Origin of the sequence: Lentzea sp. NPDC059081 (genome assembly GCF_042738015.1) — a bacterium.
Taxonomy (GTDB): domain Bacteria; phylum Actinomycetota; class Actinomycetes; order Mycobacteriales; family Pseudonocardiaceae; genus Lentzea.
Genome location: NZ_JBHYGW010000001.1, coordinates 41,344 through 64,041, shown reverse-complemented (window position 1 = coordinate 64,041; position 22,698 = coordinate 41,344). Strand labels below are relative to the sequence as shown.

22 protein-coding genes are annotated in these 22,698 nt (G+C 71.8%); 9 read left to right on the top strand and 13 right to left on the bottom strand.

Translation table 11 applies throughout. The annotated features are described in order from the left end of the window. Positions 1 to 37 precede the first annotated feature (37 nt). From ACFWV3_RS00315 to ACFWV3_RS00305, 3 genes are all read left to right on the top strand, one after another. Positions 38 to 721, top strand: a complete 684-nt coding sequence (locus ACFWV3_RS00315) for a DJ-1/PfpI family protein (protein WP_382406521.1) — start codon at positions 38 to 40, stop codon at positions 719 to 721. A 117-nt stretch (positions 722 to 838) separates the two neighbouring features. Further along, positions 839 to 1,438: a sigma-70 family RNA polymerase sigma factor gene (locus ACFWV3_RS00310; protein ID WP_382406519.1), complete on the top strand. Its 600-nt coding sequence runs from the start codon at positions 839 to 841 to the stop codon at positions 1,436 to 1,438. Next, positions 1,435 to 2,154, top strand: a complete 720-nt coding sequence (locus ACFWV3_RS00305) for an anti-sigma factor domain-containing protein (RefSeq protein WP_382406517.1) — start codon at positions 1,435 to 1,437, stop codon at positions 2,152 to 2,154. The genes ACFWV3_RS00310 and ACFWV3_RS00305 overlap by 4 nt, the downstream gene beginning before the upstream one ends. A gap of 1 nt (position 2,155) precedes the next feature. Here ACFWV3_RS00305 and ACFWV3_RS00300 read toward each other — a convergent pair whose 3' ends face one another. Next, the gene (locus ACFWV3_RS00300) at positions 2,156 to 2,584 is read right to left on the bottom strand and encodes a GNAT family N-acetyltransferase (RefSeq protein ID WP_382406515.1); all 429 of its coding nucleotides are present in this window, start codon (positions 2,582 to 2,584) and stop codon (positions 2,156 to 2,158) included. Between the two features lie 79 nt (positions 2,585 to 2,663). Further along, a complete protein-coding gene (locus tag ACFWV3_RS00295; protein ID WP_382406513.1) occupies positions 2,664 to 4,940 on the bottom strand; it encodes a proprotein convertase P-domain-containing protein in 2,277 nt (758 codons plus the stop codon). 179 nt (positions 4,941 to 5,119) lie between these two features. Here ACFWV3_RS00295 and ACFWV3_RS00290 point away from each other — a divergent pair, with 179 nt between their 5' ends. Beyond that, positions 5,120 to 5,992 carry an XRE family transcriptional regulator gene (locus ACFWV3_RS00290; protein WP_382406511.1) on the top strand — a complete coding sequence of 291 codons (873 nt, stop codon included), beginning with the start codon at positions 5,120 to 5,122 and terminating at the stop codon, positions 5,990 to 5,992. 1 nt (position 5,993) lies between these two features. Here the strand turns inward: ACFWV3_RS00290 and ACFWV3_RS00285 are convergent, their stop codons facing one another. Next, positions 5,994 to 8,042 carry a fibronectin type III domain-containing protein gene (locus tag ACFWV3_RS00285; protein WP_382406509.1) on the bottom strand — a complete coding sequence of 683 codons (2,049 nt, stop codon included), beginning with the start codon at positions 8,040 to 8,042 and terminating at the stop codon, positions 5,994 to 5,996. Positions 8,043 to 8,203: 161 nt separating this feature from the next. Here ACFWV3_RS00285 and ACFWV3_RS00280 point away from each other — a divergent pair, with 161 nt between their 5' ends. Both ACFWV3_RS00280 and ACFWV3_RS00275 read left to right on the top strand, forming a co-directional pair. Then, positions 8,204 to 8,878, top strand: a complete 675-nt coding sequence (locus tag ACFWV3_RS00280) for an ArsR family transcriptional regulator (RefSeq protein WP_382408114.1) — start codon at positions 8,204 to 8,206, stop codon at positions 8,876 to 8,878. Positions 8,879 to 8,881: 3 nt separating this feature from the next. Next, on the top strand, positions 8,882 to 9,253 hold the full coding sequence (locus tag ACFWV3_RS00275) for a VOC family protein (protein WP_382406507.1): 372 nt from the start codon (positions 8,882 to 8,884) through the stop codon (positions 9,251 to 9,253). On the opposite strand, the gene ACFWV3_RS00270 is transcribed toward ACFWV3_RS00275, so the two are convergent. The 3 genes from ACFWV3_RS00270 to ACFWV3_RS00260 all read right to left on the bottom strand — a co-directional run bounded on the left by ACFWV3_RS00270 (position 9,250) and on the right by ACFWV3_RS00260 (position 14,250). Next, entirely contained in the window at positions 9,250 to 10,554 is a 1,305-nt protein-coding gene (locus tag ACFWV3_RS00270; protein WP_382406505.1) for an MFS transporter, read from the bottom strand. The genes ACFWV3_RS00275 and ACFWV3_RS00270 overlap by 4 nt on opposite strands. Positions 10,555 to 10,640: 86 nt before the next feature. Continuing rightward, positions 10,641 to 13,670, bottom strand: coding sequence for a BTAD domain-containing putative transcriptional regulator (locus tag ACFWV3_RS00265; protein WP_382406503.1), 3,030 nt, complete (start codon positions 13,668 to 13,670; stop codon positions 10,641 to 10,643). Positions 13,671 to 13,728: 58 nt separating this feature from the next. Continuing rightward, positions 13,729 to 14,250, bottom strand: a complete 522-nt coding sequence (locus tag ACFWV3_RS00260; protein WP_382406501.1) for a M15 family metallopeptidase — start codon at positions 14,248 to 14,250, stop codon at positions 13,729 to 13,731. A 128-nt stretch (positions 14,251 to 14,378) separates the two neighbouring features. Here ACFWV3_RS00260 and ACFWV3_RS00255 point away from each other — a divergent pair, with 128 nt between their 5' ends. Next, positions 14,379 to 14,846: a hypothetical protein gene (locus ACFWV3_RS00255; protein WP_382406499.1), complete on the top strand. Its 468-nt coding sequence runs from the start codon at positions 14,379 to 14,381 to the stop codon at positions 14,844 to 14,846. 59 nt (positions 14,847 to 14,905) lie between these two features. Here ACFWV3_RS00255 and ACFWV3_RS00250 read toward each other — a convergent pair whose 3' ends face one another. From ACFWV3_RS00250 to ACFWV3_RS00235, 4 genes are read right to left on the bottom strand one after another with little or no spacing between them, the layout of a single operon-like run. Continuing rightward, complete coding sequence (locus ACFWV3_RS00250; RefSeq protein ID WP_382406497.1) at positions 14,906 to 15,703, bottom strand: heavy metal-binding domain-containing protein; 798 nt, start codon at positions 15,701 to 15,703, stop codon at positions 14,906 to 14,908. Beyond that, positions 15,700 to 16,404, bottom strand: a complete 705-nt coding sequence (locus tag ACFWV3_RS00245; RefSeq protein ID WP_382406496.1) for a heavy metal-binding domain-containing protein — start codon at positions 16,402 to 16,404, stop codon at positions 15,700 to 15,702. The genes ACFWV3_RS00250 and ACFWV3_RS00245 overlap by 4 nt, the downstream gene beginning before the upstream one ends. Next, a complete protein-coding gene (locus tag ACFWV3_RS00240; protein ID WP_382406494.1) occupies positions 16,401 to 17,183 on the bottom strand; it encodes a hypothetical protein in 783 nt (260 codons plus the stop codon). Before ACFWV3_RS00240 ends, ACFWV3_RS00245 begins: the two co-directional genes overlap by 4 nt. Then, positions 17,180 to 17,566, bottom strand: coding sequence for a hypothetical protein (locus tag ACFWV3_RS00235; protein WP_382406492.1), 387 nt, complete (start codon positions 17,564 to 17,566; stop codon positions 17,180 to 17,182). The genes ACFWV3_RS00240 and ACFWV3_RS00235 overlap by 4 nt, the downstream gene beginning before the upstream one ends. A 199-nt stretch (positions 17,567 to 17,765) precedes the next feature. Here ACFWV3_RS00235 and ACFWV3_RS00230 point away from each other — a divergent pair, with 199 nt between their 5' ends. Beyond that, on the top strand, positions 17,766 to 18,263 hold the full coding sequence (locus ACFWV3_RS00230) for an SRPBCC family protein (RefSeq protein ID WP_382406490.1): 498 nt from the start codon (positions 17,766 to 17,768) through the stop codon (positions 18,261 to 18,263). Beyond that, on the top strand, positions 18,260 to 19,108 hold the full coding sequence (locus ACFWV3_RS00225) for a helix-turn-helix domain-containing protein (protein ID WP_382406488.1): 849 nt from the start codon (positions 18,260 to 18,262) through the stop codon (positions 19,106 to 19,108). Before ACFWV3_RS00230 ends, ACFWV3_RS00225 begins: the two co-directional genes overlap by 4 nt. Before the next feature lie 71 nt (positions 19,109 to 19,179). On the opposite strand, the gene ACFWV3_RS00220 is transcribed toward ACFWV3_RS00225, so the two are convergent. From ACFWV3_RS00220 to ACFWV3_RS00210, 3 genes are all read right to left on the bottom strand, one after another. Continuing rightward, a complete protein-coding gene (locus ACFWV3_RS00220) occupies positions 19,180 to 19,575 on the bottom strand; it encodes a hypothetical protein (protein ID WP_382406486.1) in 396 nt (131 codons plus the stop codon). After that, the gene (locus tag ACFWV3_RS00215; protein WP_382406484.1) at positions 19,526 to 21,871 is read right to left on the bottom strand and encodes a hypothetical protein; all 2,346 of its coding nucleotides are present in this window, start codon (positions 21,869 to 21,871) and stop codon (positions 19,526 to 19,528) included. The genes ACFWV3_RS00220 and ACFWV3_RS00215 overlap by 50 nt, the downstream gene beginning before the upstream one ends. A gap of 116 nt (positions 21,872 to 21,987) precedes the next feature. Beyond that, a complete protein-coding gene (locus ACFWV3_RS00210) occupies positions 21,988 to 22,692 on the bottom strand; it encodes a PASTA domain-containing protein (protein WP_382406482.1) in 705 nt (234 codons plus the stop codon). Between the last annotated feature and the right edge of the window lie 6 nt (positions 22,693 to 22,698).

The following is a 22,698-nucleotide window of genomic DNA, read 5'->3' as shown; positions in this document are numbered from 1 at the left end:
CCCGACCTGTCGACGAACGACGACTCGGGAGGCCGACGTGGAACGACGAACTTTCCTGCGGGCATCAGCACTGTCCCTCGGCGTCGCCGGCGCGGCGGGCGCCACGGCTTCGGCGGCGAGCCCGGTGCGGGTGCAGGTGCTGATGTTCGACGGTGTGGAGGAACAGGACTTCGTGGCACCGGTGGAGGTGCTGGGCCTGGCGGCGGCTTTCTCCGGCGGTGCGGTCCGCACCACTCAGGTGACCACCGGCAGGCCGGGTCCGGTGACCTGTCTGCACGGCACGAAGGTCGTCGTCGAGCACGGGTGGTCGCCCGCCGAAGCCGACGTCCTCGTGGTGCCCGGCGGCGGCCGCTACACCGACCCGGACAGCCCCGGCGTGCGCAGGCTCATGGCGGACACGGCGTTCCTGGGCCGCCTCGCCGGTGCCGACGTGCTGCCGGTGGGCATCTGCACCGGCACGATGGTGCTCGCCGCCGCCGGGATCACCCGCGGCCGCAACGCCACCACCCACACCAGGGCCAAGCCCGACCTCGCCGCGCGCGGTGCGTCCGTGGTCGACGCGCGGGTCGTCGACGACGGCGACCTGATCACCGGTGGCGGCATCACGTCCGGTCTCGACGTCGCGCTCTGGCTCGTCGAACGGTTCGTCGGTGTGCAGACCGCGCACCAGGTCGAGACGATGCTGGAGTACGAACGACGGGGAACCGTGTGGCGCCGGTGAACCCGGTCACGTGACGCGGCCAGGCTCACCTCTCTCCTCATCCATCCCCATTCAGCACCGATCCAAACCGGCCGCTGCTCCGAACACCTCATGTCGAAGGTGAGGAGAGGGAGCCAGATGCCGAAGCGCGAGCGGGCGTTGCAGAGCATTCCGCCCGACGTCGGACGGCCAGAGCCGACAGCCGACGAGCTGCTGGCCCTCGTGGCGCGCGGCGACGAGTCCGCGTTCGAGCGGCTCTACGACGTCGTGTCCGGCTCGGTGTTCGGGCTGATCAGGCGGGTGGTCCGGGACCAGGCGCAGTCCGAGGAGGTGTTCCAGGAGGTGATGCTCGAGGTGTGGCGGACGGCGACCAGGTTCGACCCCGGCAAGGGCAAGGCGACCACCTGGATCCTCACGCTGACGCACCGGCGCGCGGTCGACCGGGTCCGGTCGGCCCAGGCCGCGAGCAACCGCGAGGAGCACGTGGCCCGGCTCGACCCCACCCGGCCCTTCGACGAGGTGAGCGAGCAGGTCTCCGGACGGCTGGAGCAGCGCCAGGTGCGGCGGTGCCTCGGGTTCCTCACCGGGCTGCAGCGCGAGTCGGTGCTGCTCGCCTACTACCAGGGCTACTCGTATCCCGAGGTCGCGAGCTTGCTGAACCTTCCGCTCGGCACCGTCAAGACCCGGATGCGGGACGGACTGATCAGGCTCAGGGACTGCATGGGGGTGACCGGATGAGGAGCACATCCGCTGATCTGCACACGCTCACCGGCGCCTACGCCGTGAACGCGTTGTCCGACGCCGAGCGGTCGGCGTTCGAGACGCACCTCGCCCGGTGCGAGAGCTGCGCGGCCGAGGTCGCCGAGCTCAGCGCCACCGCGGCACGGCTGGGCGCGGCCGTCGAGTTCGCGCCGCCGGCCCACCTGAAGGCACGGGTGCTGGCCGCCGCGGCCGAGACGCGGCAGCTCTCCCCGCGCACGGCCAGGGTTCCCCGCGCTCGCGGGTTCGGCAGGGCCGGCGCACTCCTGGCCGCGGCCTGCCTGGTCGCTGTCGCCTTCGTGGCGGTGCAGGTCGTGCAGTCCGACCAGCAGGACCAGCTCGCGCAGCTCTCCAGCCAGTACGGGCGGTTCTCTGACCTGCTGTCGACACCGGACGCGAAGATCTTCAGCGCCACCGGGGCGAACGGGGCGACCGGCACGGCCGTGATGTCGCCCAGCCGCAACGAGATGCTGTTCCTCGGCAAGGACCTGCCGGTTCCCGCCGGCGACCGGGTCCTGCAGCTGTGGATGGTCAACGGCGAGGGCCCGCACTCGGCCGGTGTGCTCTCCTCCCCCACGGCGCCGCTGGTGGCCAACGGGGTGCCGGGGGCGCAGAAGGTCGCGCTCACGGTGGAACCGAAGGGCGGTTCGAAGACTCCCACCGGTGAGCTCGTCGTCGAGATCGGGCTCGCCTGAGTCAGACGCTCTTCGAGAAGTGGAAGGCGGGGATGACGTACCCGGAGCTCAGGTAGAGCCGGTGGGCGTCGTGCCGCTGCGTCCCGGAGTCGAGGTGGACGCCCGCGCAGCCGAGGCGGCGGGCCTCCTCGTCGACCCAGCGCAGCAACGCGCTCGCGTGGCCCTGCCCGCGGGCCGGCGGGAGGGTGCTCAGGTCGTCGACGTAGAGGTGCGGCCCGGCGTAGAGGTTCGTGATGTGCCGGAACCCTGCCACCGCGGCAACACGGCCTGCCGAGTCGAACGACGCGACGATCCGGTATCCCTCCCGCCGCTGGGCCCGCACGAGCTCGACGAACTCCTCGACGGAGGTCAGGTGCGGCCGCAGCTCGCGGAGCGCGTCGAAGGCCAGTGCGGTGTCGTCGCCGGTCAGTTCCTGCACGGTGGTGGTCACGGGGAGATCGTGACCGGGCGAGTGGCCTCCCAGAAGGCCCATTGAGGCCGTAATCCAAGAGGCCACTCGCCGTGGGTCGCTACGGCGCCAGGTTCACGCCCCACGTGTCGATCGTGCCCACGTCGGACGCGGCCAGGTCGCGGACCCGGAGCTTCCACGTGCCGTTGGCGGTCTCGCTCGACACGTCGGCCGTGTAGGTGCGGTCGATGTTGTCCGCGCTGCCGCCGCTGCGGTTGTGCAGGGTGTACGACGAGCCGTCCGGTGCGATCAGCGCCACCGTCAGGTCACCGATGTACGGGTGGACGATCCGCACCGTCACCACCGAGGAGGCGGACGGCGTCGCGGCACAGCCGGAGATCACGACGTCGCTGTCGACGGCGCTGCCCGCGTCCGGGATCGAGACGTCGTTCGGGTTGGTGCCGGAGCAGCTGCCGCCCCCGGTGCCCGTGACGGTCAGCGAGTAGCTCGCGGTGCGGGTCGACGACCCGGCCGCGGTGATCGTGACCGGGTAGGTGCCCGCCGCGACGGACGCCGTGGTGCTGATCGTCAGCGTCGAGCCCGACCCGGTGGTGACCGAGGACGGGCTGAACGAAGCCGTTGCGCCGGAAGGCAGTCCGGACGCCGACAGCTGCACGGTCTGCGCGCTGCCGCTCACCGTCTGGGTGGCGACCGAGGCCGTCAGCGACGAGCCCGCCGCCACCGAACCGGACGCCGGCGACACCGACACGGAGAAGTCCGCGCCAGGCGTGCCGCTGCCGACCGCCGACTTCCACAGGGTGTAGGCGATGCCGTCCACCGCGCGGTTGAGGTGGGTGTCGCTGATGTTGGCCGTGGTGTCGCACGACGAGTGGTAGCAGGGGTCGAACGCGCCACCGGACGTGCCGCCCCACTTCGACGCCTGCGCCGCGGTCTTGCGGGCGCTGGCGCCCATCGCGTAGCCGGACGCCGGGATGCCCGCGTTGGTGAACGAGGCGTCGTCGGACCGGTTGCGGCCCTCGGTGTTCTCCTCCGGCTGCAGGCCGAGCGAGTCCCAGTACGCCTTCATGTGCACGGACTGGGAGCTGCTGATGTTGTTGATGAAGTAGCCGCCGTTGACCGACCCGACCATGTCGAAGTTGTGGTAGGTCTTGATCTTCGCGCGCTCGGTGGACGAGAGCTGCGAGACGTAGAAGCGCGAGCCGTTGAGGCCCTGCTCCTCGTCGGTCCACCAGCCGAAGCGGACCTTGTTCAGCATCGACGGGTTGGTGCGCGCCAGCACGAGCGCGGTCTCCAGCAGCGACGCCGAGCCGGAGCCGTTGTCGTTGATGCCGGGGCCGGCGGACACGCCGTCGAGGTGGGCGCCGAACATGTAGACGTTGTTCGAGTCACCACCCGGCCACTCCGCGATCACGTTCGGGCCGGCGCCGCTCGTGCAGCCGGAGGTGCAGGCCTGCTCGGTGACCGTGAACCCGGCCGCGGAGAGCTTGTCCTTCACGTACGCCACGGACGCGCGGTAGCCCGCCGTCGTGGAGCGCCGGTTGCCGCCGTTCTGCGAGGCGATCGTGCCGAACTGAGCGAGGTGCTGCTTGACCGCCGCCACGTCGATGTCGGGGATCTGCGGTCCGGTGCCGCCGGTGACGGTCAGCGTGTAGGTGGCGGTCCTCGTCGCGGTGCCCGCGGCCCGCACGGTGATCGGGTAGGTGCCCGAGGAGATCGACGTCGCGGTGCTGATCGTGAGCGTCGAGCTCGACCCCGTGGTGACGGACGACGGGCTGAACGAGGCCGTGGCGCCGGAGGGCAGTCCGGTCGCCGACAGCTGCACGGTCTGCGCCTGACCGGTCGTGGTCTGGGTCTGCACCGTCGTGGACGCGGCCGAGCCCGCCACGACGGAGCCCGACGTCGGCGACGCGGCGACGGAGAAGTCGTCGGCCGGGTTGTTCCCGCCGAGGTTGAGCGTCCAGGAGTCGATCCGGCCGGTGTCGTTGGCCGCGTTGTCGTTGACCCGCAGCTTCCACGTGCCGTTCGAGGTCTCGCCGGACAGGTCGACGGTGTAGGTCTGGTCGATGTTGTCCGAGGAGCCGCCGGAGCGGTTGTGCAGGACGTAGGCGGAGCCGTCCGGGGCGACCAGGCTGACCTGGAGGTCGCCGATGTAGGTGTGCACGATCTTCACCGGCACCGTGGCGGTGGCCGACGGCGCCGACGAGCAGTCGGAGATCGTGATCGGCGACTCGACGGTGGCGTTGTCGCTGATCGTGTAGTCGCCGTCGTTGGTGCCGGAGCACCCGGCCAGTGGCGCGGCGGCCGACGCGGGGACGGCCATCGCGGCCACGACCGTCGTCACCAGCGCCGTGGAGAGCAGGGATCTTCTTCTTCGCACGATCGGGCTCCTTCGCAGGGATCGCAGAGATCGCAGGGTGACGCGACGGTAGCCGCGGCGGGCGCGATCGACATCCGGTCATTCGGATGGAAGCCGTTCCGGACGTTCACTTTTAAGTCACGACAACGATGACGGCGGTCGGCGGCTAGCGTCGGAGCACTCGGCTGGGAGGAGGCGTCATGTCGATTTCGCCGGAAGTGCCCGGCTTCGCCGAGACGTTGCGGGCGGCCGTCGCGGCGCGGGGCCTGTCGCTGGACCGGATCCGCGACCACCTCGCGCGGCGCGGCGTCTCGGTGAGCCTCGCGACGCTGAGCTACTGGCAGACCGGTCGCAGCCGGCCGGAACGCCGGTCGTCGCTGGTTGCCGTGGGACACCTGGAGGACGTGCTGGCGCTCTCCCCCGGCGCGCTGACCGGGTTGCTCGGGCCCGTGCTGCGGCCGCGCGCGCAAGCCGGTGGCATCAGCGCGTTCTGGCCGGAGCCCGCGGTGATCGACGACGTGGTCGAGGGCGTCGACACCCGGTGGGACGCCCGGCTGACGCGCGTCAGCCAGCACGACCGGGTGGTGGTCGGGCCGGAGCGGGGCGAGCGGTCGTTCCTGTCGCGGCAGGTGCTGCGGGCGGAGGAGGACGGGCCGGACCGCTGGGTCGTGATCCTGCACCTCGACGAGCACGACCGGCCGCTGCCGTCGATCAGGCCGCTGCGCCACTGCCGGCTCGGCCGCGTGGTGACCCGGCCCGCCGACGGCCTGTTGGTGGCGGAGCTGCTGTTCCGCACCCCGTTGCGCCGGGGGCAGACCGTGCTGACCGAGCACGAGCTCGTGAACCACGCGCCGTACCCGCTCGCCACCAACTACTCGCGCAAGTTCCGGCGCCCGGTGCACGAGTACGTGCTGGAGGTGTGCTTCGACTCGCTCCCCCGCACCTGCACGCGGGTCGTCCAGGACGCCGGCGGCAGGCGCACGTCCGGGGTGCGGCTCGACGAGGGCGACTCCGTGCTCGGAGTCGCCCTCCGGTTCGGGCCGGGGTGCTACGGCTTCGAGTGGACCTGGTGACCTACACCGTCACCGACCATCCACTCAGGACACCGGTGTCGCCGGGACCGTTGTCGCCGATGCGCACCGTCCACGTGCCGGTCGCCTGCTCGCCGGCCACGGGAACGACCGAGAACGTCCTGCCCGCCGGGAACGGGTGGCAGGTGTAGTTGCCGCCCGGCGTGCGCAGCAGCGGGTAGGTGCGCCCACTGGGCGCCACCAACGTGACGTTCAGGTCCTCCAGGCAGGTGTGGGTGACGTCGACCTCGACGGTGATCGGGTTGCCGGCGGCGCCCGCGGCGGTGGAGCGCACCGCGCTGACCGCGACCTGGTAGTCGCGGATCGGGTAGTCCGTGTCGTTGGTGAACGTGCGGCCGCCGGTGTTCCCGGACGTGCGCACGGTGATCGCCGCCGTCTGCTTCGACTGGTTGCCCGCCGCGTCGACGGCGCGCACGGCGAACGAGTAGGCGGTGTCGGCGGTCAGGCCGGTCACCGTCGCGGTGGTGCCGGTGACCCTCGTGGCCGTGGAGGTGCCGTTGAGGACCTCGTAGCCGGTCACGCCGACGTTGTCGGTCGAGGCGTCCCACGCCAGCGAGACGCTGCTCGCCGTCGTGCCCGTCGCACGCAGGTTTCCTGGTGTGGTGGGCGGCTCCGCGTCACCGCTGCCCGGCCGGGTGCGTGCGGTGACGGCCGCGCTCGCCGCAGATGTGTTGCCCGCGGCGTCTTTCGCCTTGATCGTGAAGGTGTAGTCGTTGTCCGCCTTGAGGTTGCCGACGGTCGCGGTCGTGCCGGTGACCGTCGTGGCGATCGTGCCGCCGTTGTAGACGTCGTACGCCGTCACGCCGACGTTGTCGGTCGAGGCGTCCCACGCGAGCGAGACGCTGCTCGCCGTCGTGCCCGTCGCCCGCGGGTTGGCCGGCGCGGTGGGCGCGGTGGTGTCGCTCGATCCGCCCGTGACGAGCGTGAGTCCCCACTTGCGCAGGGCCTCGCCGACGGGCTGGAAGATCGAGAGGTCGCCGTCGTCCGTCGGGTTTTGCACGCACTGGGACGGGCCGCCGTCGTGCAGGCCGACCGCCTTGTCGCCGAGCAGCCACCCGCCGCCGGAGTCGCCGCCGAGCGAGCACGCGGTGGTCCAGGTGAGGTCCTCGATCACCAGCCCGCCGCCGTAGTCGACGGCCTTGTGCGTGTACTTGACCTCGCCGCACTGCCACTTGGAGGTGTTTCCGGAGTGGCAGACGCGGTCGCCGACCATCGCCTCGGCCGAGCCGGTCACCGTGACGGCGGGCTGGCCCCACGTGTTCACCGCGGGCGAGAGGGCCCACCCGGCCTCCGTCACGGCGACGACGCCCATGTCGCCCTCGCGCGCGTTGACGCTGCGGGTGCCGCCGACGTTGGAGGTGCCGATGCGGTTCTGCTGACCGCTCTGCCCGTACGCGGCCTGGTTGGCGTCGTTCGTGCAGTGCCCGGCGGTGAGGAAGTGCTTGCCGCCGTTGGTGTCCGTGGCGCCGAAACCGACCGAGCAGTTCGACTCCGACCCCGGCCACCACGGGCTGCCGGCCTGGACGGTGCCGGCCTGCTGGCGTTGCTGCGACCGGGTCTCGACGACGTGCACGCCGTCGCCGAACGCGCGGACCTCCTCCAGGAACCGGTCGGTGTCCCGCGTCCTGCGTGAGGTGTTGACCGTGACGTCGACCTGGTTGTCCCGCACGTCGACGCCCCAGCTGAACACGCCGGGGACGCCGTCGCCGACCAACGCCCTGACCTGACCGAGAAGCCGGTCGAGGTCGGCCGCACCACGCTGGACACGGACGGCTTCGACCCCCGCAGCACGAGCACGCGCGGCGGCCTCCTCGGTCTGCACGGCGACGGTGAGCTTGCCCTTCCCGGCGTCGAACCAGTGCCCGGCGAGCTGGCCGCGCAGGTCTGGCGGGAGGGCGTCGAACCGCTGGTGCGCCTCGCTCTGCTGGGCGGCGAGCGAGACCGGCTGGGCGGCCGCAACGGGCGTGATCGGGGTGAGCGCGCTGATCGCCAGAACCGATCCGCACGCCAGGGTGATGACTTTTCCGCGCATTGGAGCTCCTTCACGGGCAGGGTGCCGAAAAGGTATTCCGAATCGTCACTCGCGCGCATTGTTCAACTGTTCAGTCGCATTCAACTCTTCAGTTCCGAGGGGTGTACATCAAACGGGTTTGATGTACAGTCCCGGGTGTGGCCGCCCCGGAGTTCCTGCGGATGGTCGCCCATCCGCTGCGCTGGCAGCTGCTGACCGCCCTGGCCGGCAGCGACCTCCGCGTGCGCGAGCTGACCGAGCGCGTGGGCGAGCCGCAGAACCTCGTCTCGTACCACCTGCGGCTGCTGCGCGACGGTGGCCTGGTGCGGTCGCGGCGCAGCTCGTTCGACGGCCGCGACACCTACTACCACCTCGACCTCGACCGCTGCGCCACGGCGTTGACCAGCACCGGGGCCGCGGTGCACCCGGCGTTGCGGCTGGTCCCGCACCCGCTCACGGCTCCGCCGGACGACGTCCGCGTGCTGGTCTCGTGCACCGGCAACAGCGCGCGGTCGCCGATCGCCGAAGCACTGCTGCGCCGGCACGGCGTGGCCGTCACGAGCGCGGGCAGCGACCCGAAGCCGCAGGTGCACCCGCTCGCCGTCCGGGTGCTGCGCGAGGAGTTCGGGCTCGACGCGGCGGGACACCGGCCGCGCCCGTTCCCGCGGGACCGGTTCGACCTCGTGGTCACCCTGTGCGACAAGGTGCGCGAGGTCTGCCCCGACTTCGGCGGCGAGCGGGTCCACTGGAGCGTTCCCGAGCCCGTCGGCCACCGGGACTTCGTCCGCGCCGCCGGCGAGATCGACACCCGCGTCCGCCACCTGCTGCCCGTGCTCGCCGCGGGCCGGAAGGGATGACCGATGACCGAGGAACTCGCGAGCGTGCGCTACCTGGTCGACGACGTCCGGGCCGCCATCGGCTTCTACACCGCCCACTTCGGGTTCGCGGTCCGCACCGACGCCGCGCCCGCGTTCGCCGACGTCGTGCGCGGACCGCTGCGGCTGCTGCTGTCGGGCCCGGCGAGCTCCGGTGCCCGCGCCACCCCGGCCGGCTCGCTCGCCGCCGGCCGCAACCGGATCCACCTCGTCGTCGACGACCTCGACGCCGAGATCACCCGCCTGCGCGCCGCCGGGGTGCCGTTCGTCAGCGACCTGGTGAGCGGGCCCGGTGGCCGGCAGGTGCTGGTCGAGGACCCGGCGGGCAACCTGGTCGAGGTGTTCCAGCCCGCTTAGGGCCAGCGGGTGTGGTGGTCGTCGATCCGGAACTCGTGCGCGTGCGTCCACCCGCCTCCGACCGGCACCGCGTCGTGCAGGTGCTCGTGGTGCGGGTCGAGGTCGCGGTGGTCGTGCTCGACGACCGCGGGGTCGTGCGCGGGCCAGAGGCGCACGGCGATCACGGCTCCCACCGCCGCGACCGCGCCCAGCACGAGGAACGCGGTGGTCATCCCGGCGGCCGTCGCCACCCACCCGGCCAGCGGGTAGCAGGCCAGCCAGCAGGCGTGCGACAGCGCGAAGTCCGCGGCGAACAACGCCGGCCGGTCCGCCGGACCCGCCGAGCGGCGCAGCAACCGGGCGCCGGGCGTGAGCGCGAGTGAGCAGCCCGCCCCGATCAACGCCCACAGCACCAGCAGGACCTGCCAGCTCCAGGCGAACGCACCCACGAGCAGCACCGCGACGAGCGTGACCGCGGCCCGCGACACGACCACGCGGTCCGTGAAGCGGTCCAGCAGACTCGGCAGCACCAGTGCGGCCGCGAGCGAACCGGCGCCGTTCACCGCCAGGGCGACGGCCACGTCGGACGCGTCACGACCCAGCCCGTCCCGCACGGCCGCGACGGTGTTCACGAAGACCATCGACCCCGCTGCCGCCGCGGCGAGGTGCACGGCGAGCAGGCCGCGCAGCCGTGGAGTGGCGAGGTAGATGCGGATTCCGTGGGCGTCACAACGCCTGCGCGGCAACGACTTCGGCTTGGGCACGACGGTGGAGAGCACGAGCAGGGCGGACGCGGCAAACCCGAGCGCGGTGCCGAGGAACAGCTCGTGGAAGCTCACCAGGGCGAGTGCCGCGGCGGCCAGCGCCGGGCTGAGCAACCCCTCCAGGTCGTAGGCGGTGCGGGACAACGTGACGGCACGCGTGTACTCGCGTTCGTCGGGCAGCACGTCGGGGATCGTCGCCTGGAACAACGGCGTGAACGCCGCCGACGCCGCCTGCAGCACGAAGATCAGGACGTAGACCTGCCACACCTCGTCCACCCACGGCAGCACCGCCGCCACCGCGACCCGCACCAGGTCGAGCGCGATCAGCACGACCCGTCGGGGCAGCGCTCCGAGCAGGGCCGTCGCGACCGGGGCCACGCCGACGTAGGCGACCATCTTGATCGCCAGGGCGGTGCCGAGGACGGCTCCGGACCCCGGACCGGCGATGTCGTGGGCCAGCAACCCGAGCGCGACCGTGGCCAGTCCCGTCCCGGTCAGCGCGACGACCTGCGCGCCGAACAGTTTTCGGTAGACGGGATTGCCCAGAACGGAAAGCACGGCGGCACTATATGCACGGAAACAGGTTTGCGTCGACGCTGCAACAGCAATTCCGTGGCAACAGCCAGTTCCCCCCAATTGCACATTCACGTCATCAGAAGATTGTCGCCCGTCTCGAAGTGCTCCTTGTACTCCCGTGCGCCGCGAGCGCGGAACACGTCCCTGGCACGCGCGAACGCCGTGGCCGCCGCCTCCGCGTCACCGCGTTCCCGGTGCAACAATCCGAGGTCGTACTCGGTGCGCGCCTGCCAGAGCGGTGTCTCCATGGCCTCCCAGATGGACATGGCGGCGTCGAGGTAGTCCCGCGCGAGGTCCAGCCGCGCCTCCGCGAGGTGCAGCTGGCCGAGGACGCGCAGGGTGATGGCCTGGCCCCAGCGGTCGTCGTTGGCGCGCGAGGTGGCCAGCGCCTCTTCCAGTCGTGGCAACGCCTCCGCGCTCTTGCCCGACCTCATCTGCGCCTTGGCGTGCGCCCGCACGGCGTAGGAGTGCATCAGGTCGTCGCCGAGCTCGGCGAAGATCGCGGCCGCGTCGGCGCAGGCGGCCATGCACTCCTCGTACGCGCCGCGCGCCCGGTGGTAGAGACCCTTGGTGCGCAACGACAACGCGACACCGCGCCGGCTGCCGGCCAGCTGGTACGCGGCCAGCGACTCGTCCAGGTCCGTGCGCGCCGCGTCGTAGTCGCCGAGCTCGAGCCGGACCGACCCCCTGATCCGCAGGACGTGGCCGATGCCGACCTGGTCGTCGAGCGCCTGGGACAGGGTGGCGGCCTGGCTCAGGAAGTGCACGGCCTCGGTGAGGTGTCCCGGTTCCCGGCAGGCGATCCCCATGCCGGCGAGCGCGGCGGCCTGCCCGCGCACGTCGTGCAGGTTCCGGCAGCGGCTCAACGCCTCGCCGAAGAGCCTGCGGGCCTCGGAGAACCGGTCCTGGGCGAAGCGCAGCCGGGCGAGCTCGGTCAGCACGTCCGCCTCGACGCCGGGATCGCCGAGGTGCTGCGCGGAGGTCATCGCGACGCCGATGATCCGGTCGCGGAGCTCGTACCTGTTGGTCACCTGCTCGACCGCGGTGTGCGCAGAGACGAAGTCGCAGACGTGCCGGTGCAGACCGATCGCGGCGGCCCGTTCGACCGCCACCGCCAGTGCGGGTTCCTCGCCCTGCAACCAGGAGCTGAGGTCGTCGGGCAGGCGCGCGACCATCCCGTCCAGGCCGTCCGGGTCGTGGTGCCCGGCGGCGGGACGCCAGGTGGCCTCCGCCGGCGGGCTGTTCACCGCGGTGCGCCCGAGCAGGGCGATCCAGCCGTCCAGGGCACGGGCGGTCGACGCGGTGAGCTCGGCGGGTTCGTCGGCCTCCGCGCGCTCGCGGGCGTAGAGCCGGACCAGGTCGTGCAGCCGGTAGCGCAGGACCCCCGCCGCGTCGGCGCCGGACAACGTCGCCAGCTGCGCGTCGACGAGCACCTCCAGCACCTTCTCCGCGTCCGCCTCCGAGGTCTCGAGCAGCCAGCTGACCACCCAGGTGGAGAAGTCGGGCAGGCCGAGGTGTCCCATCCGGCCCAGCGCCGTGCGCGCCCGCTCGTCGAGCGCCCGGTAGCTCAGCGCGATGCTGCTGCGCACGGCCAGGTCGCCGGCCGACAGTTCGTTGAGGCGCCGGCGTTCGTCGGTGAGCCGGTCCGCGAGGACCTGCACCGGCAGCTGCCGCCGCGACGCCAGCCGCGCACCGGCGATCCGCAACGCGAGGGGCAGCCGGCCGCAGGCGTCGACGATGCGGTGCGCCGCGCTCTCGTCGACCGCCAGGCGTGCGTCGCCGACGATCCGCGCCAGCAGGTCGTACGCCTCCTCCGGCGTCACGAGGTCCAGCTCGGTGAACAGCACCCCGGCCAGTCCGGCGAGCCGGTCGCGCGAGGAGATCAGGACGGCGCAGCCGGCGGCACCCGGCAGCAGCGGCCGCACCTGTTCCTCCGACCCGGCGTCGTCGAGGACGACGAGAATCCGGCGGCCGGACAACAGGGTCCGGTAGAGCTCCTGGCGTTCCTGCGTGGACTCGGGCAGCTGGCCCGCCTCCATCCCGAGCGCGCTGAGGAACCTGCCCAGGATCTCGCCGGGCGTCGCCGGCACGTCGCTCGTGCCGCGCAGCTCGGCGTACAGCTGGCCGTCGGGGAACGACGCCGACGCCTCGTGCGCGGCGCGGACGGTCAGCGCGGACTTCCCGCACCCGCCCGGCCCGGCCACGATCCGCACGGCGGGCGTCTCGCCGGAGAGCCCTTCGGCCAGCTCCGCCAGCTCCCGCACCCGGCCGGTGAAGTCGGCGGGGGTCGCCGGCAGCTGCGCGGGCGACGTCGCCGAGGCCGGCTGACCGACCGGCGCCACGTCCGACGGGACCAGGTCCAGCGTGCCGCGCAGGATGGCGGCGTGGATGGCGCCGAGCTCGGAGCCGGGTTCCACGCCGAGCTCGTCGACCAGCGCCTCGCGTCCCTCCCGGTAGCAGGCGAGCGCGTCGGACTGCCGCCCCAGCCGGTAGAGCGTGACCATCAGCTGCCCGCGCAGCCGCTCGTTCGCCGGGTGCCGCGTCACCGCGCCGGTGAGCTCGGCGAGGTGGTCGAGCCTGCCGAGGCTCAGCTCGGCGGCGAACAGTTCCTCCTGGACGGACACGAGCAGCTCGTCGAGCCGCCGTGCCTCGCCGCGCAGGAGCGTGTCGCGCAGACCGGACAAAGCAGGCCCGCGGGACAGTCCGACCGCCTCCGCGAGCAGCCGCGCGGCCGGTGCGTAGCCGTGCGCTTTGCTTTCCTGCCTTGCCTTCGCGAGCAGGAGCGCGAGCTCGTCGGCGTCCACCGTGGCGTCGTCGAGGCGAACCAGGTAGCCCTGCGACCGCGACTGGATCACGTCGGGGGCACCGTGGTCGGCCAGCGCCCGGCGCAGCTTCGAGACGTAGGTCTGGATGAGCGCGCGGGCACTGGACGGCGGGTCGTCGCCCCACACCAGCTCGACGAGGCGGTGCGCCGACACCACCCGCCCGCGTTCCAGCACGAGTGCGGCCAGCAGCACCTGCGGTTTGAGGCCGCCGAGCGGAACCGATCTGTCTCCGACGACGGCCTCTACCGGGCCGAGCAACCGGAACTGCAGCAAGACGCGACCTCCCCAGTGTCACCGCCACTGAAGGTAGATCACTTCGGCCCCGCGCAGTTCAGCCGTTTGGACACACATCAGGTCCGTAGATCGCCTGAGGGGACCCGGTGAGGTGCGCCCAGTACCGGTCGCCGTAGGACCAGTGCCACCACGCGCCGGGGTAGCCGACCAGTCCCGCGCCCTCCAGCGCGGCCGCGAGGAAGTCGCGGTTGCGCAACGCCTCCTCCCGGTCCCGGGGCTCCGCGGCGTCGAAGACCGTCCCCAGATCGAGCTCGTCCGCGTCCACAGTGCACAGGCTCAGGTCCACCGCTCCCCCGGTGACGTGCGACGAGGAACCCGGCCGGTACCCCTCGACGACCAGCAACCGCAGTCCCGGTGGCAGCAGCGTCTGCGCGGTGACCAGCCGGTCCACCACGCCGATCCGCAACCGGGCGTACAAACCCACGTCATCGGCACGGCGGTCGTCGAGCCGCAGAGCGGCCACGGTGCGCAGGTCGACCAAGGGCTCGCCGCACTCACGCACCGGGACCGCCTCGACGGCGGGATCCACCCTCTCCACTGCCTCGTCCTCCTGGCTCACGGGTCATCCACAGAGATCGTCCGACCGTGCACTCCGGCACTGGAATTTTTCTTTAAGCGCGTATCAGCAGGTGGTGTCCCCCTGGGACCGGGTGCCGCCCGCACGCAGGCGGCTGGTTGGATCTCGTCGTGCACTACACCGAGGTGGAACAGGCCGTCCGAGACCTGGTCGCGACCGCAGAAGACGAGCAGCGGCACCGGTTCGGCGCCGAGACCGTGCGCATGCTGACCGAGGGCGACGATCTCGACGACGCGGCGGAGGCCGAGCTGGACGACGACGCCCGGCAGGCGTTCGGGCAGGCGTGCGCCGACCCGGCGGGCAGCACGCCGGACCAGTTGCGCGCGTGGCTGGACACGATCGACGAAGGCACGCTGTCCGAGGGCGACATGGAACCGCAGCTGCTGTGGGCGCTGGAGGCCCTGGAGCACTGGGCGGGCTACCTCGCCGACCGCGACCCGGAGTTCGTGGTGCAGCTGGCGATCCGGGCGCTGGAGTCGGTGGACTACGAGGTGTCCGCTCCCCTCGACGACTTCCTCGTGTCGCCGGAGATGACGGCCGAGTTCGAGCGCATCGGCCGGCATCTGCGGACGAACTGACCGGTGGTGTGCCGGCCGGGGTTCCGGCGGCAGGATTTCTTGAGGCAGGAGTCCGGCCGCTAGGAGTCCAGGCCGAGCACCAGCTGCGGGGCCGGGATCGTGTGGTCGTCGCGGATCGGCCGCACCGCCGTCCCGACCGCGAAGAACTCCGTGACGTGCCCGGACCAGCTGTGGTTGTGCTGCAACAACTGCACGCCGACGATGCCCTCCGACTCCAGCGCCGCCGCCTCCGCCTGCATCCGCTCCATGGCGAGCTCCCTCGCCGTGTAGAGGCCCTGGGTGAACTCGGGCAGCTCGGCGTTGCGGCCCAGGTTGCCGATGACGGCACCCAGCGTCTGGTGCGCGACGTGGTAGACGCACGTGCCCATCACCATGCCGGACGGCGCGTACCCGGCCTGCAGCAACGTCCAGAAGTCCTGTCCGGACAGGTCCGAGGTGAACGGCTTTCCCGCGTGGTTGCGCCAGTTCCCGCCGTCTTCCGCCTTCACCGCGGTGCCGACGGCGCTGAACTCGGCGACGTGCGTCCCCCACTCCTTGAGCTCGACCTTGAGCCGCACGCCGACGATGCCGTCCGCGCCGAGCACCTCCGCCTCGGCCTGCATGCGGGTCATCGCGAGCTCCCGCGCGTGGTACATCGCCTGCGAGAGCACGTCGAGCTCCTGGTTGGCGTTCCAGCGCCGGAACTGCGTGCCCACGTGGTAGATCGACACGCCGAGCACCAGCCCCAGCGGCCGGAAACCCGCCTGCCGCACCAGCAGGAACTCGTTGACGGACAGGTCGGACGTGAAGATCCCCCTGCCGCCGGGCTGGAGCTGGCGGAGTCTCTTCATCGCCTCGGTGGACAGCTCGACGCTCATCCGGTTCCCCCTCGGTGCAACGGCATGATGGTCAGCGGTGGCCGCGCGGCCGCCGCGCGGAACTGCGTGATCGCGGTGCCGACGACCAGCGCGTGCGCCTCGACGTCGGTGCGGTGGTGTTCCCGGCACTCCTCGTGACCGACATGGGTGCTCATGTCGTGGACCACGACCGCCGTGGCGTTCTGGCGGAGCGCGTCGTCGGCGAACGCACGCCGTGCGGTCGTCATCGCGTGGGTCAGCGTGTCGGTGTGCTCGGGTTGTTCGGCCAGCACCGGAAGTCTCCAGCCGAGGTGACCGCGGACCACCGCGAACCCGGACACGACTCCCACCGGCACCCATCCCGCCGACATGAGGGCGACGAACTCCCTGCCGTCGACATGGGCGGTGAACGGCAGTGCCGGGTGGATCTCGCCGTCCGCGCGCACGACCGTGCCCGACGCGGTGAACTCGTAGCGGCGCCCCAGCTCCTGCCGCGTCAGCCGCACGCCGATCACGCCGTCGCCGCCCAACGCCGTGCAGCGCTCCCGCAGCCGGGTGAGCGCCGTCGCCCAGCCCTCGCGCCACATCCCGGCCACGCTCCGGTGCGGGTAGACCTCGGAACTGTCCCGGACCAGCCCGCACGACGGGTGCGGGACGCGACCCGCGAACATCGCGGTGCCGCTCGCCGGGCCGAGCGGGGTGAACCCGGCCGCCCTGATCACCGGTCACCCACCGGCATGATCGTCAACGGAGCGACGGCCGGCGCGCGGAACGGCGTGATCGCGGTCGCGGTGAACACGGCTTCCGCGTAGATGTCGCGTCCGTGCCACTGCTTCTCGTTCTCCAGCGGCGGCGACCAGGGGAACTGGAACTGCAACGGCGGTCGGAGGTTGGCCAGCCAGCAGTGCGGCTCACGCACCCGCACGTCCATCTGCCCCATCACCACGCCCGCGCCGCCCAGCAGCCCGCACTCGGCGCTCAGATGTGCCCGCGCACGGAGTTGCACGCGGTTCAGGACCTCGGTGGGCTGCGGCAGCTCCCGGTTCGACATCGCCAGCTCGATCGTGCGCGGCATCTCGACCCGGTGCACGGCCACCGCGGCGACCCCGACCGCCAGACCGCACGGCACCCATCCGCCGTGCAGCAGCTTGGCGAAGTCCGCGCCGCCGAGGTGCGTCAGGAACCTGATTCCCGGCCGCACGGCACCGTCCGCGCGCACGGCCACGCCGGTCAGGCTCACCTCCGAGCCGCGGCCGAACGGCTCCTCGGTCACCCGGATCCCGATGACGCCGTCCGCGTCCGGCGACATGTGCATCAGCCGGATGAGCGCGTCGTCGACCGCCTTGGCGAGTCCGTCTTCCTGGCGCAGCACGGGACTCACGTCCGGCCCGCACGGCAGCCAGCCGACCGCCGCGCGGCGCACGTGGTTGCCGAAGACCGGGCCGAGCGGGGTGAAGCCGACGGACCGCAACGCCTGGTGGTCCGCGGCGCTCAGCTTCACGGCAGGTCCGGCAACGTGATGCGGCGCAACAGCTCCGCGGCTTCCGCGTGGTGCGCGGCGTACGACGTCAACGCGGCCGCGAGCTCCCGCGACCACGCGTCGATCTTGACGTCCGAGGTGCTCAGCACGATTCCACGCGACTCGTGCGCGATCTGCGCGCCCACCGCGGCGCCGACGGCCTTCCGGCGCAACGTGAACCGCCGGTCCCCCACCCGCACCGTCACGACGAGCACCGGACCGTCACCCCGGCGCAGCACGCCGGTCTTCCGCCGCACCTCGACCATGTCCGGCGGCAGCGCGCCGGACAACGTGTTCACCAGGAACCCCGCGTACAGCGCCAGGTCCGCGCTGTACGTCCGCAGGCTCGCTGCGAGCGTCTCCACATCCCAGTCCGGCAACCTGCCCCCAGTGCGGATCGATGTCCCCGGATCATAATCACCCGCCACACCAACGGATGCAGCGGTCCACGGTGTATTCATCGCCTCTGCATGGCTTCGCATGCCCGAGGCCCGGACCACGGTCGCGAGGGTGTGTACTGACAGGTGTCTGCCTGAGGCGCGCGCTGCCCGTGATGCTCGTGGCATGACGAAAAACAGCGTTCCGATCACCGTCTTCGCCCGCACGACGGCCGCCCCCGCCCACACCTACCGGGTCATCGTGCCGATCGACCTCGCGCAGGTCTTCCAGCCCTGGGGACCGTTCCCCGGCGTCGCGGAGGTGCGCGACCAGACCGGCACCTGGGACCGGCCGGGGACCTCGCGCCAGACCTGGTTCTCCGACGGCTCCAAGGCCGACGAGCGGCTCACCGAGGTCGTGGCCGGGCACGGGTTCGCCTACGAGCTCAGCGGTTTCACCAACGTGCTGGCCAAGCTGGTCTCCGGGGTGCGCGGCGAGTGGTCGTTCCTGCCCGACGGCACCGGCACGTCGATCCGCTGGACCTACGACTTCCGCCCGCTGCCCGGCCGCGGCTGGATCGTCGCCGGCCCGTTCAAGCCGCTCTGGACCCGCTACATGCGCGCCGCGCTCGCCAGGATGGTGACCGTGGTGCAGGAGACGCCCATTGCGATCATGGAGGGGTGAGCGACCTGAGCTTCGGTGCCCTGGTGCGCGGCTGGCGCGACCGCCTCGACCCCGCCGACGCCGGCTACGCCCGGTCGGCCCGCCGGCGCGCCCCCGGCCTGCGCCGCGAGGAGCTGGCCGAGCTCGCCGGCCTGTCCCACGAGTACGTGCTGCGGCTGGAGCAGAGCCGGGCCACCAACCCGTCCGCCCAGGTGGTCTCCGCCCTGGCCCGCGCACTGCGGCTCACCCCGGCCGAACGCGACCAGCTCTACCGCGCCGCGGGCCTGCTCGCGCCCCGCGACCAGACCGTCGGCACCCACGTGCCGCCGAGCATCCGCCGCCTCGTCGACCGCCTGGGCGACCTCCCGATCGGCGTGTTCGCCGCGGACTGGAGCCTGCTGTGGTGGAACGACATGTGGACGGCCCTGCACGGCGACCCGTCCGGCCTGCCGCCCGCCGGGCGCAACCTCGCCCGCGCCCTCTTCGGCACCGGGGAGGGCCGCTGGCACCTGCGCCCGGTCACCTCGACGGCCGGCCCGTACGCCTTCGAGACCGCGATCGTCGCCGACCTGCGCGAAGCGGTCTCCCGCTACCCGACCGACCCCGAGCTGGCGGCGCTCGTGGACGGCCTGCGGGCGGCCTCGCCGTTCTTCGGCGAGCTGTGGTCGGTGGCGGGCATGGGTCAGCTCGTCGGCGACCTCAAGACGATCAGCCACCCCGAGCTGGGTGACATCACCGTGGACTGCGACGTGCTGACCGTGCCCGGTGCCGACCTGCGGATCGTCACCTACACGGCGGCGCCGGGAACCGGTGGGGCGGAGCAGCTCGAGCTGCTGCGGGCGGCGCGGCTCAGCGGAGCTCGCTGACGTTCGGCAGCCTCGCGCTCACCCTGCTGTCGGTACAGCTGGTGCGGAGCGCGTCGACGGTCGGCCGGCTGTCAGCGACCGCCGACGTCCGAGAACACCGCGTACCCGTTCCCGAACGCGACACGGTGAGCCCACTCGGCGACGTGCTTTCCGCAGATCTCTCCCGTGGTGCCAATGAACCACCCGTTCACCAGATGGTCATGGCTCCTGCGCTTGGCATCCGCGCACTGACCGGTGACGTTCTGCACCAGCTTCGCGACCTCCTCCAGCGAAACCACGGGCGCGGCCAGCGCGGCCGCACCCGAGGCCGGCGCGTTGGAGGCCGGCGCGTCGGAAGCCGGCGATGTCGTGCCGCTGTGGCCGCACGCCGTCAGCAGGATTTGCCGACAGGCAAATGCCCGAGCGGCGCCACCAGCCTCACCGGTCCGGCTGGTTGACGCTGATGAACTGAATCCGGTCAACAGCACCGGGATCGTTGAGCTTGTGCAATCCGGCCTGCGCGAAAACAGGCGAGTTCTCCAGTTGCGTCTGCACGGCCTGCGGCCGCCACAGCTCACCGGCCGACTTCTTCGCCTCCGTGATGGCCAGGGCGGCGAACCGGAAGGCGTCGCGCCCGGTCGACTCCTCGCTCTCCGCGGCGGTGCCGGCCAGGCACAGCATCGTGATCTCGGCCCAGCGGTGCTGGTCGGCGAGGGCGCCCTTCGCGGCTTCGACCACCAGGCCGGGGCCGGCGAGCACCGGCATCCGCAACTTGTCGGTGCAGGCCTTGATGCCGTCCATGCGCACGAGGAACTTCAGGATCTGGTCGGCGCGGTTGGTCAGCACGGGAACCAGGTTCTTCTCGCAGACGGCCGACAGCGAGCCGGCGAAGTCGACGTCGTCCGTCTGCTCCCTGACCTCGATGTTGTCGCCCTGCGCGCCGACCCCCCTGCCGGCCAGCAGGTCGCGCAGCTGCCGGCTGAAGTACTCGTCGTCCGGGTCGAAGACGATCGCGGCCGGCCGGCCGCCGAGCCAGGTCGCCATCTTCTCCGCCCACGCCTCGTTCAGCGGGGAGGTCAGGAACATGCCGGGGTTGCCGCTGGTCATCTTGCCGCCGTACATGCTGGCGCCGATCACCGGAATGCCCTTGAGGTGCCTGCCGATCAGGTCCCCGATCTCCTTCCTGCTCTGCGAGATGCCGATCACGGCGGCGAGCTCCCCGCCCTGGGACTGCGGCCGTTCGGCGATCTTCGACGCCACCCAGTCGCCCTCGGAGAACTTGTCGCCGCTGTTGGCCAGCAGGAGCTTCACGGGCACCAGGTCCTCGTCGATCCTGGCCTTCTCGTTGTGCTCCCGCTGGGCTTCGACGGCACCGCGCAGCTGCCAGACGGCGTTCGGCGGGGCGGTGTGCCCGGCGGCGTTCGGGCGGGTGAGCGGTGCGAAGAACACCACCTCGCGGAAGTACTGGTGCTTCCCGCCGACCAGCTCCATCTCGTCGACCGCGTCGTTGTTGCGGAAGACCTGCTGTTCCAGGTCGGCGAGGTTCGGCACGCCGGCCACGACGGTCTCGGTCCGGCTGAAGCTGCAGCCGCGTTCGATGATCCCGACGCGTTCGCCCGTGCCGTCCTTGATCCTGGTGTCCGCACAGCCGCCCCAGCCGACGTGGTAACCGGCGTACGCGGTGCCGGTCACGACCAGCAGCACGGTGAGCACGAGCGGCGCGAAAGCGGAGGCACGGCTGGGAATCCGAGGCGTCACCCGATGGACGGTGGGACGGGCGGCGCCCTGCGGAAGCCTCAGCACGAGCCTCCGCCGCACCTCCTCCTTCTCCACCACGCCACGCAGCGCGACAACGCCTTCGTCGAGGTCGTGCACGGGCTCGTCGCCGAGCGCCTCCTCTGGCACCGCCGCGACGACGAGCAACGGCATGACGTTCGTCCGGGCGGTGAGCTCGGAGTAGAGGGTCACCAGCTCCGCCGCGACCGGCTCGGTGGCGTCCAGCAACAGCACCGGTGTCCACCGACGCCGCCTGCGGCTCGGCAGGAACCTCGTGCGCCGGGTGAACACCGCGACGTCGTGCAGCAGCGCGTCGAGCAGGACGCGGCGGCGCAACGCGGCCACGTCCGGCAACCCGCTGTCCGGCAGCAGGTACACGGCCTGGTCGAGGAATCCGCCGCCTCTGCCGGTCTCGTCCCGCACGTGGTCGCTGAACCAGCGGAGGCCGCGCCGGTTCAGCCTCCTGCCGAAGAACCAGCGGCTGGGGCCGCCGAGCAGGACCGTGAGGACGAGGCCGAGGACCTTGCCCGGCAGTTCGGTGTCGCGCAGGTCGCGCGCCCAGGCGAGCAGCCCGGTCCGCTTCTCCCACTGCCCGTAGAGCCGGTCGTGCAACGCCTCGCGCCTGGCTTCCGAGGTCGGTGCGTCGATCAGGGCGGCGGCGGTGACCACGTCCAGGACGAGCGCGAACTGCCTCGCGCGCCAGTTCCTCCCCGCTCCGCGTGGAATGGTGCTCTTCAGCTGCTTCGCGAGCTCGTCCAGCAGGCCGACGTCCGGGGAGATCGCCGACCCCTCGGCCAGCGCCGCCGTCACCGCGTCGGCGTGCGCGTGCGGCACCAGCGGCTCGCCGCCGATGTCGGCGAGTCCTCCCCGGCAGTCGTCGAGGAACGCGCGGGCCTCGTCGTCCGCGCCGGTGACGGCGATGACCAGTGGCGGCAACGACGGCCGGTGCTCGACGACGTGGTCGACCAGCTCGAGCACCGACTGCACACCCTTGACCGGCCTGATCATCCACCGCACCCTTCGGAACCGAATGTTCTGGGTGCGTTGTCTCCGGAAGGCCGTGCGGCGTTACCGGCCCGGGAACATTCGACGGCACGTGGGCACGGTGCGCGGCGGCACAGCCCTCAGGGGCAGATCCGCGGCTTCAGCCCGATCGTGATGGTGACCGTGGAGCCGACGTTCACGACGGTCCCCGCCCGCGGGCTCTCCCGCATCACCAGGTTGATGAAGTTGCACGTCGGGTCGACGGCCGAGGTCACGACGACTCCCAGGCCCGCGGCCTGCAGGGTGGCCCTGGCGCTGCTCTGGGACGCGCCGACCACGTCGGGCACGGCCACCTGGGTGGTGAGGGTGAACGGCGTGGTCAGCTGCCGGGAGTCCTGGTTCAGCGAGAGGCTGCCCGCCTGCACCACGAACGTCGTGCCGTCCGAGAAGAACAGGGTCAGGCTGTAGCTGAAGTGCCAGGTGTCGTTCCCGTTGGGATCGATCGCGATCCGCACGAGGCCCGAGCTCAGCATCGCGGCGGTGACGCCGGTGTCGGTCCGCATCATGAACGGCCCGTGGACGCTGTTGTCCCCGTACTCGGTCCCGACGTCGCTGAAGTCGGCGGCGACCCGGCCGGACGGGGTCTCCGCCTGGGCGCGCACGAGCGTGTCGAAGTCCTTGTTGTCGTTGCCGGTCACCAGGGTGACGGCAGCGGCCGACAGGTGCGCGTCCGGCGCTGTCCCGTCGGCCGTGTGCGTCGTGGCGGAAGCGGACTGGATCCCGATTCCCAGCAACAGCGGCACGGCTGTGCTGATCAGTGCCAGTCGTCTCAGCATGGTTCTCATCGCGGT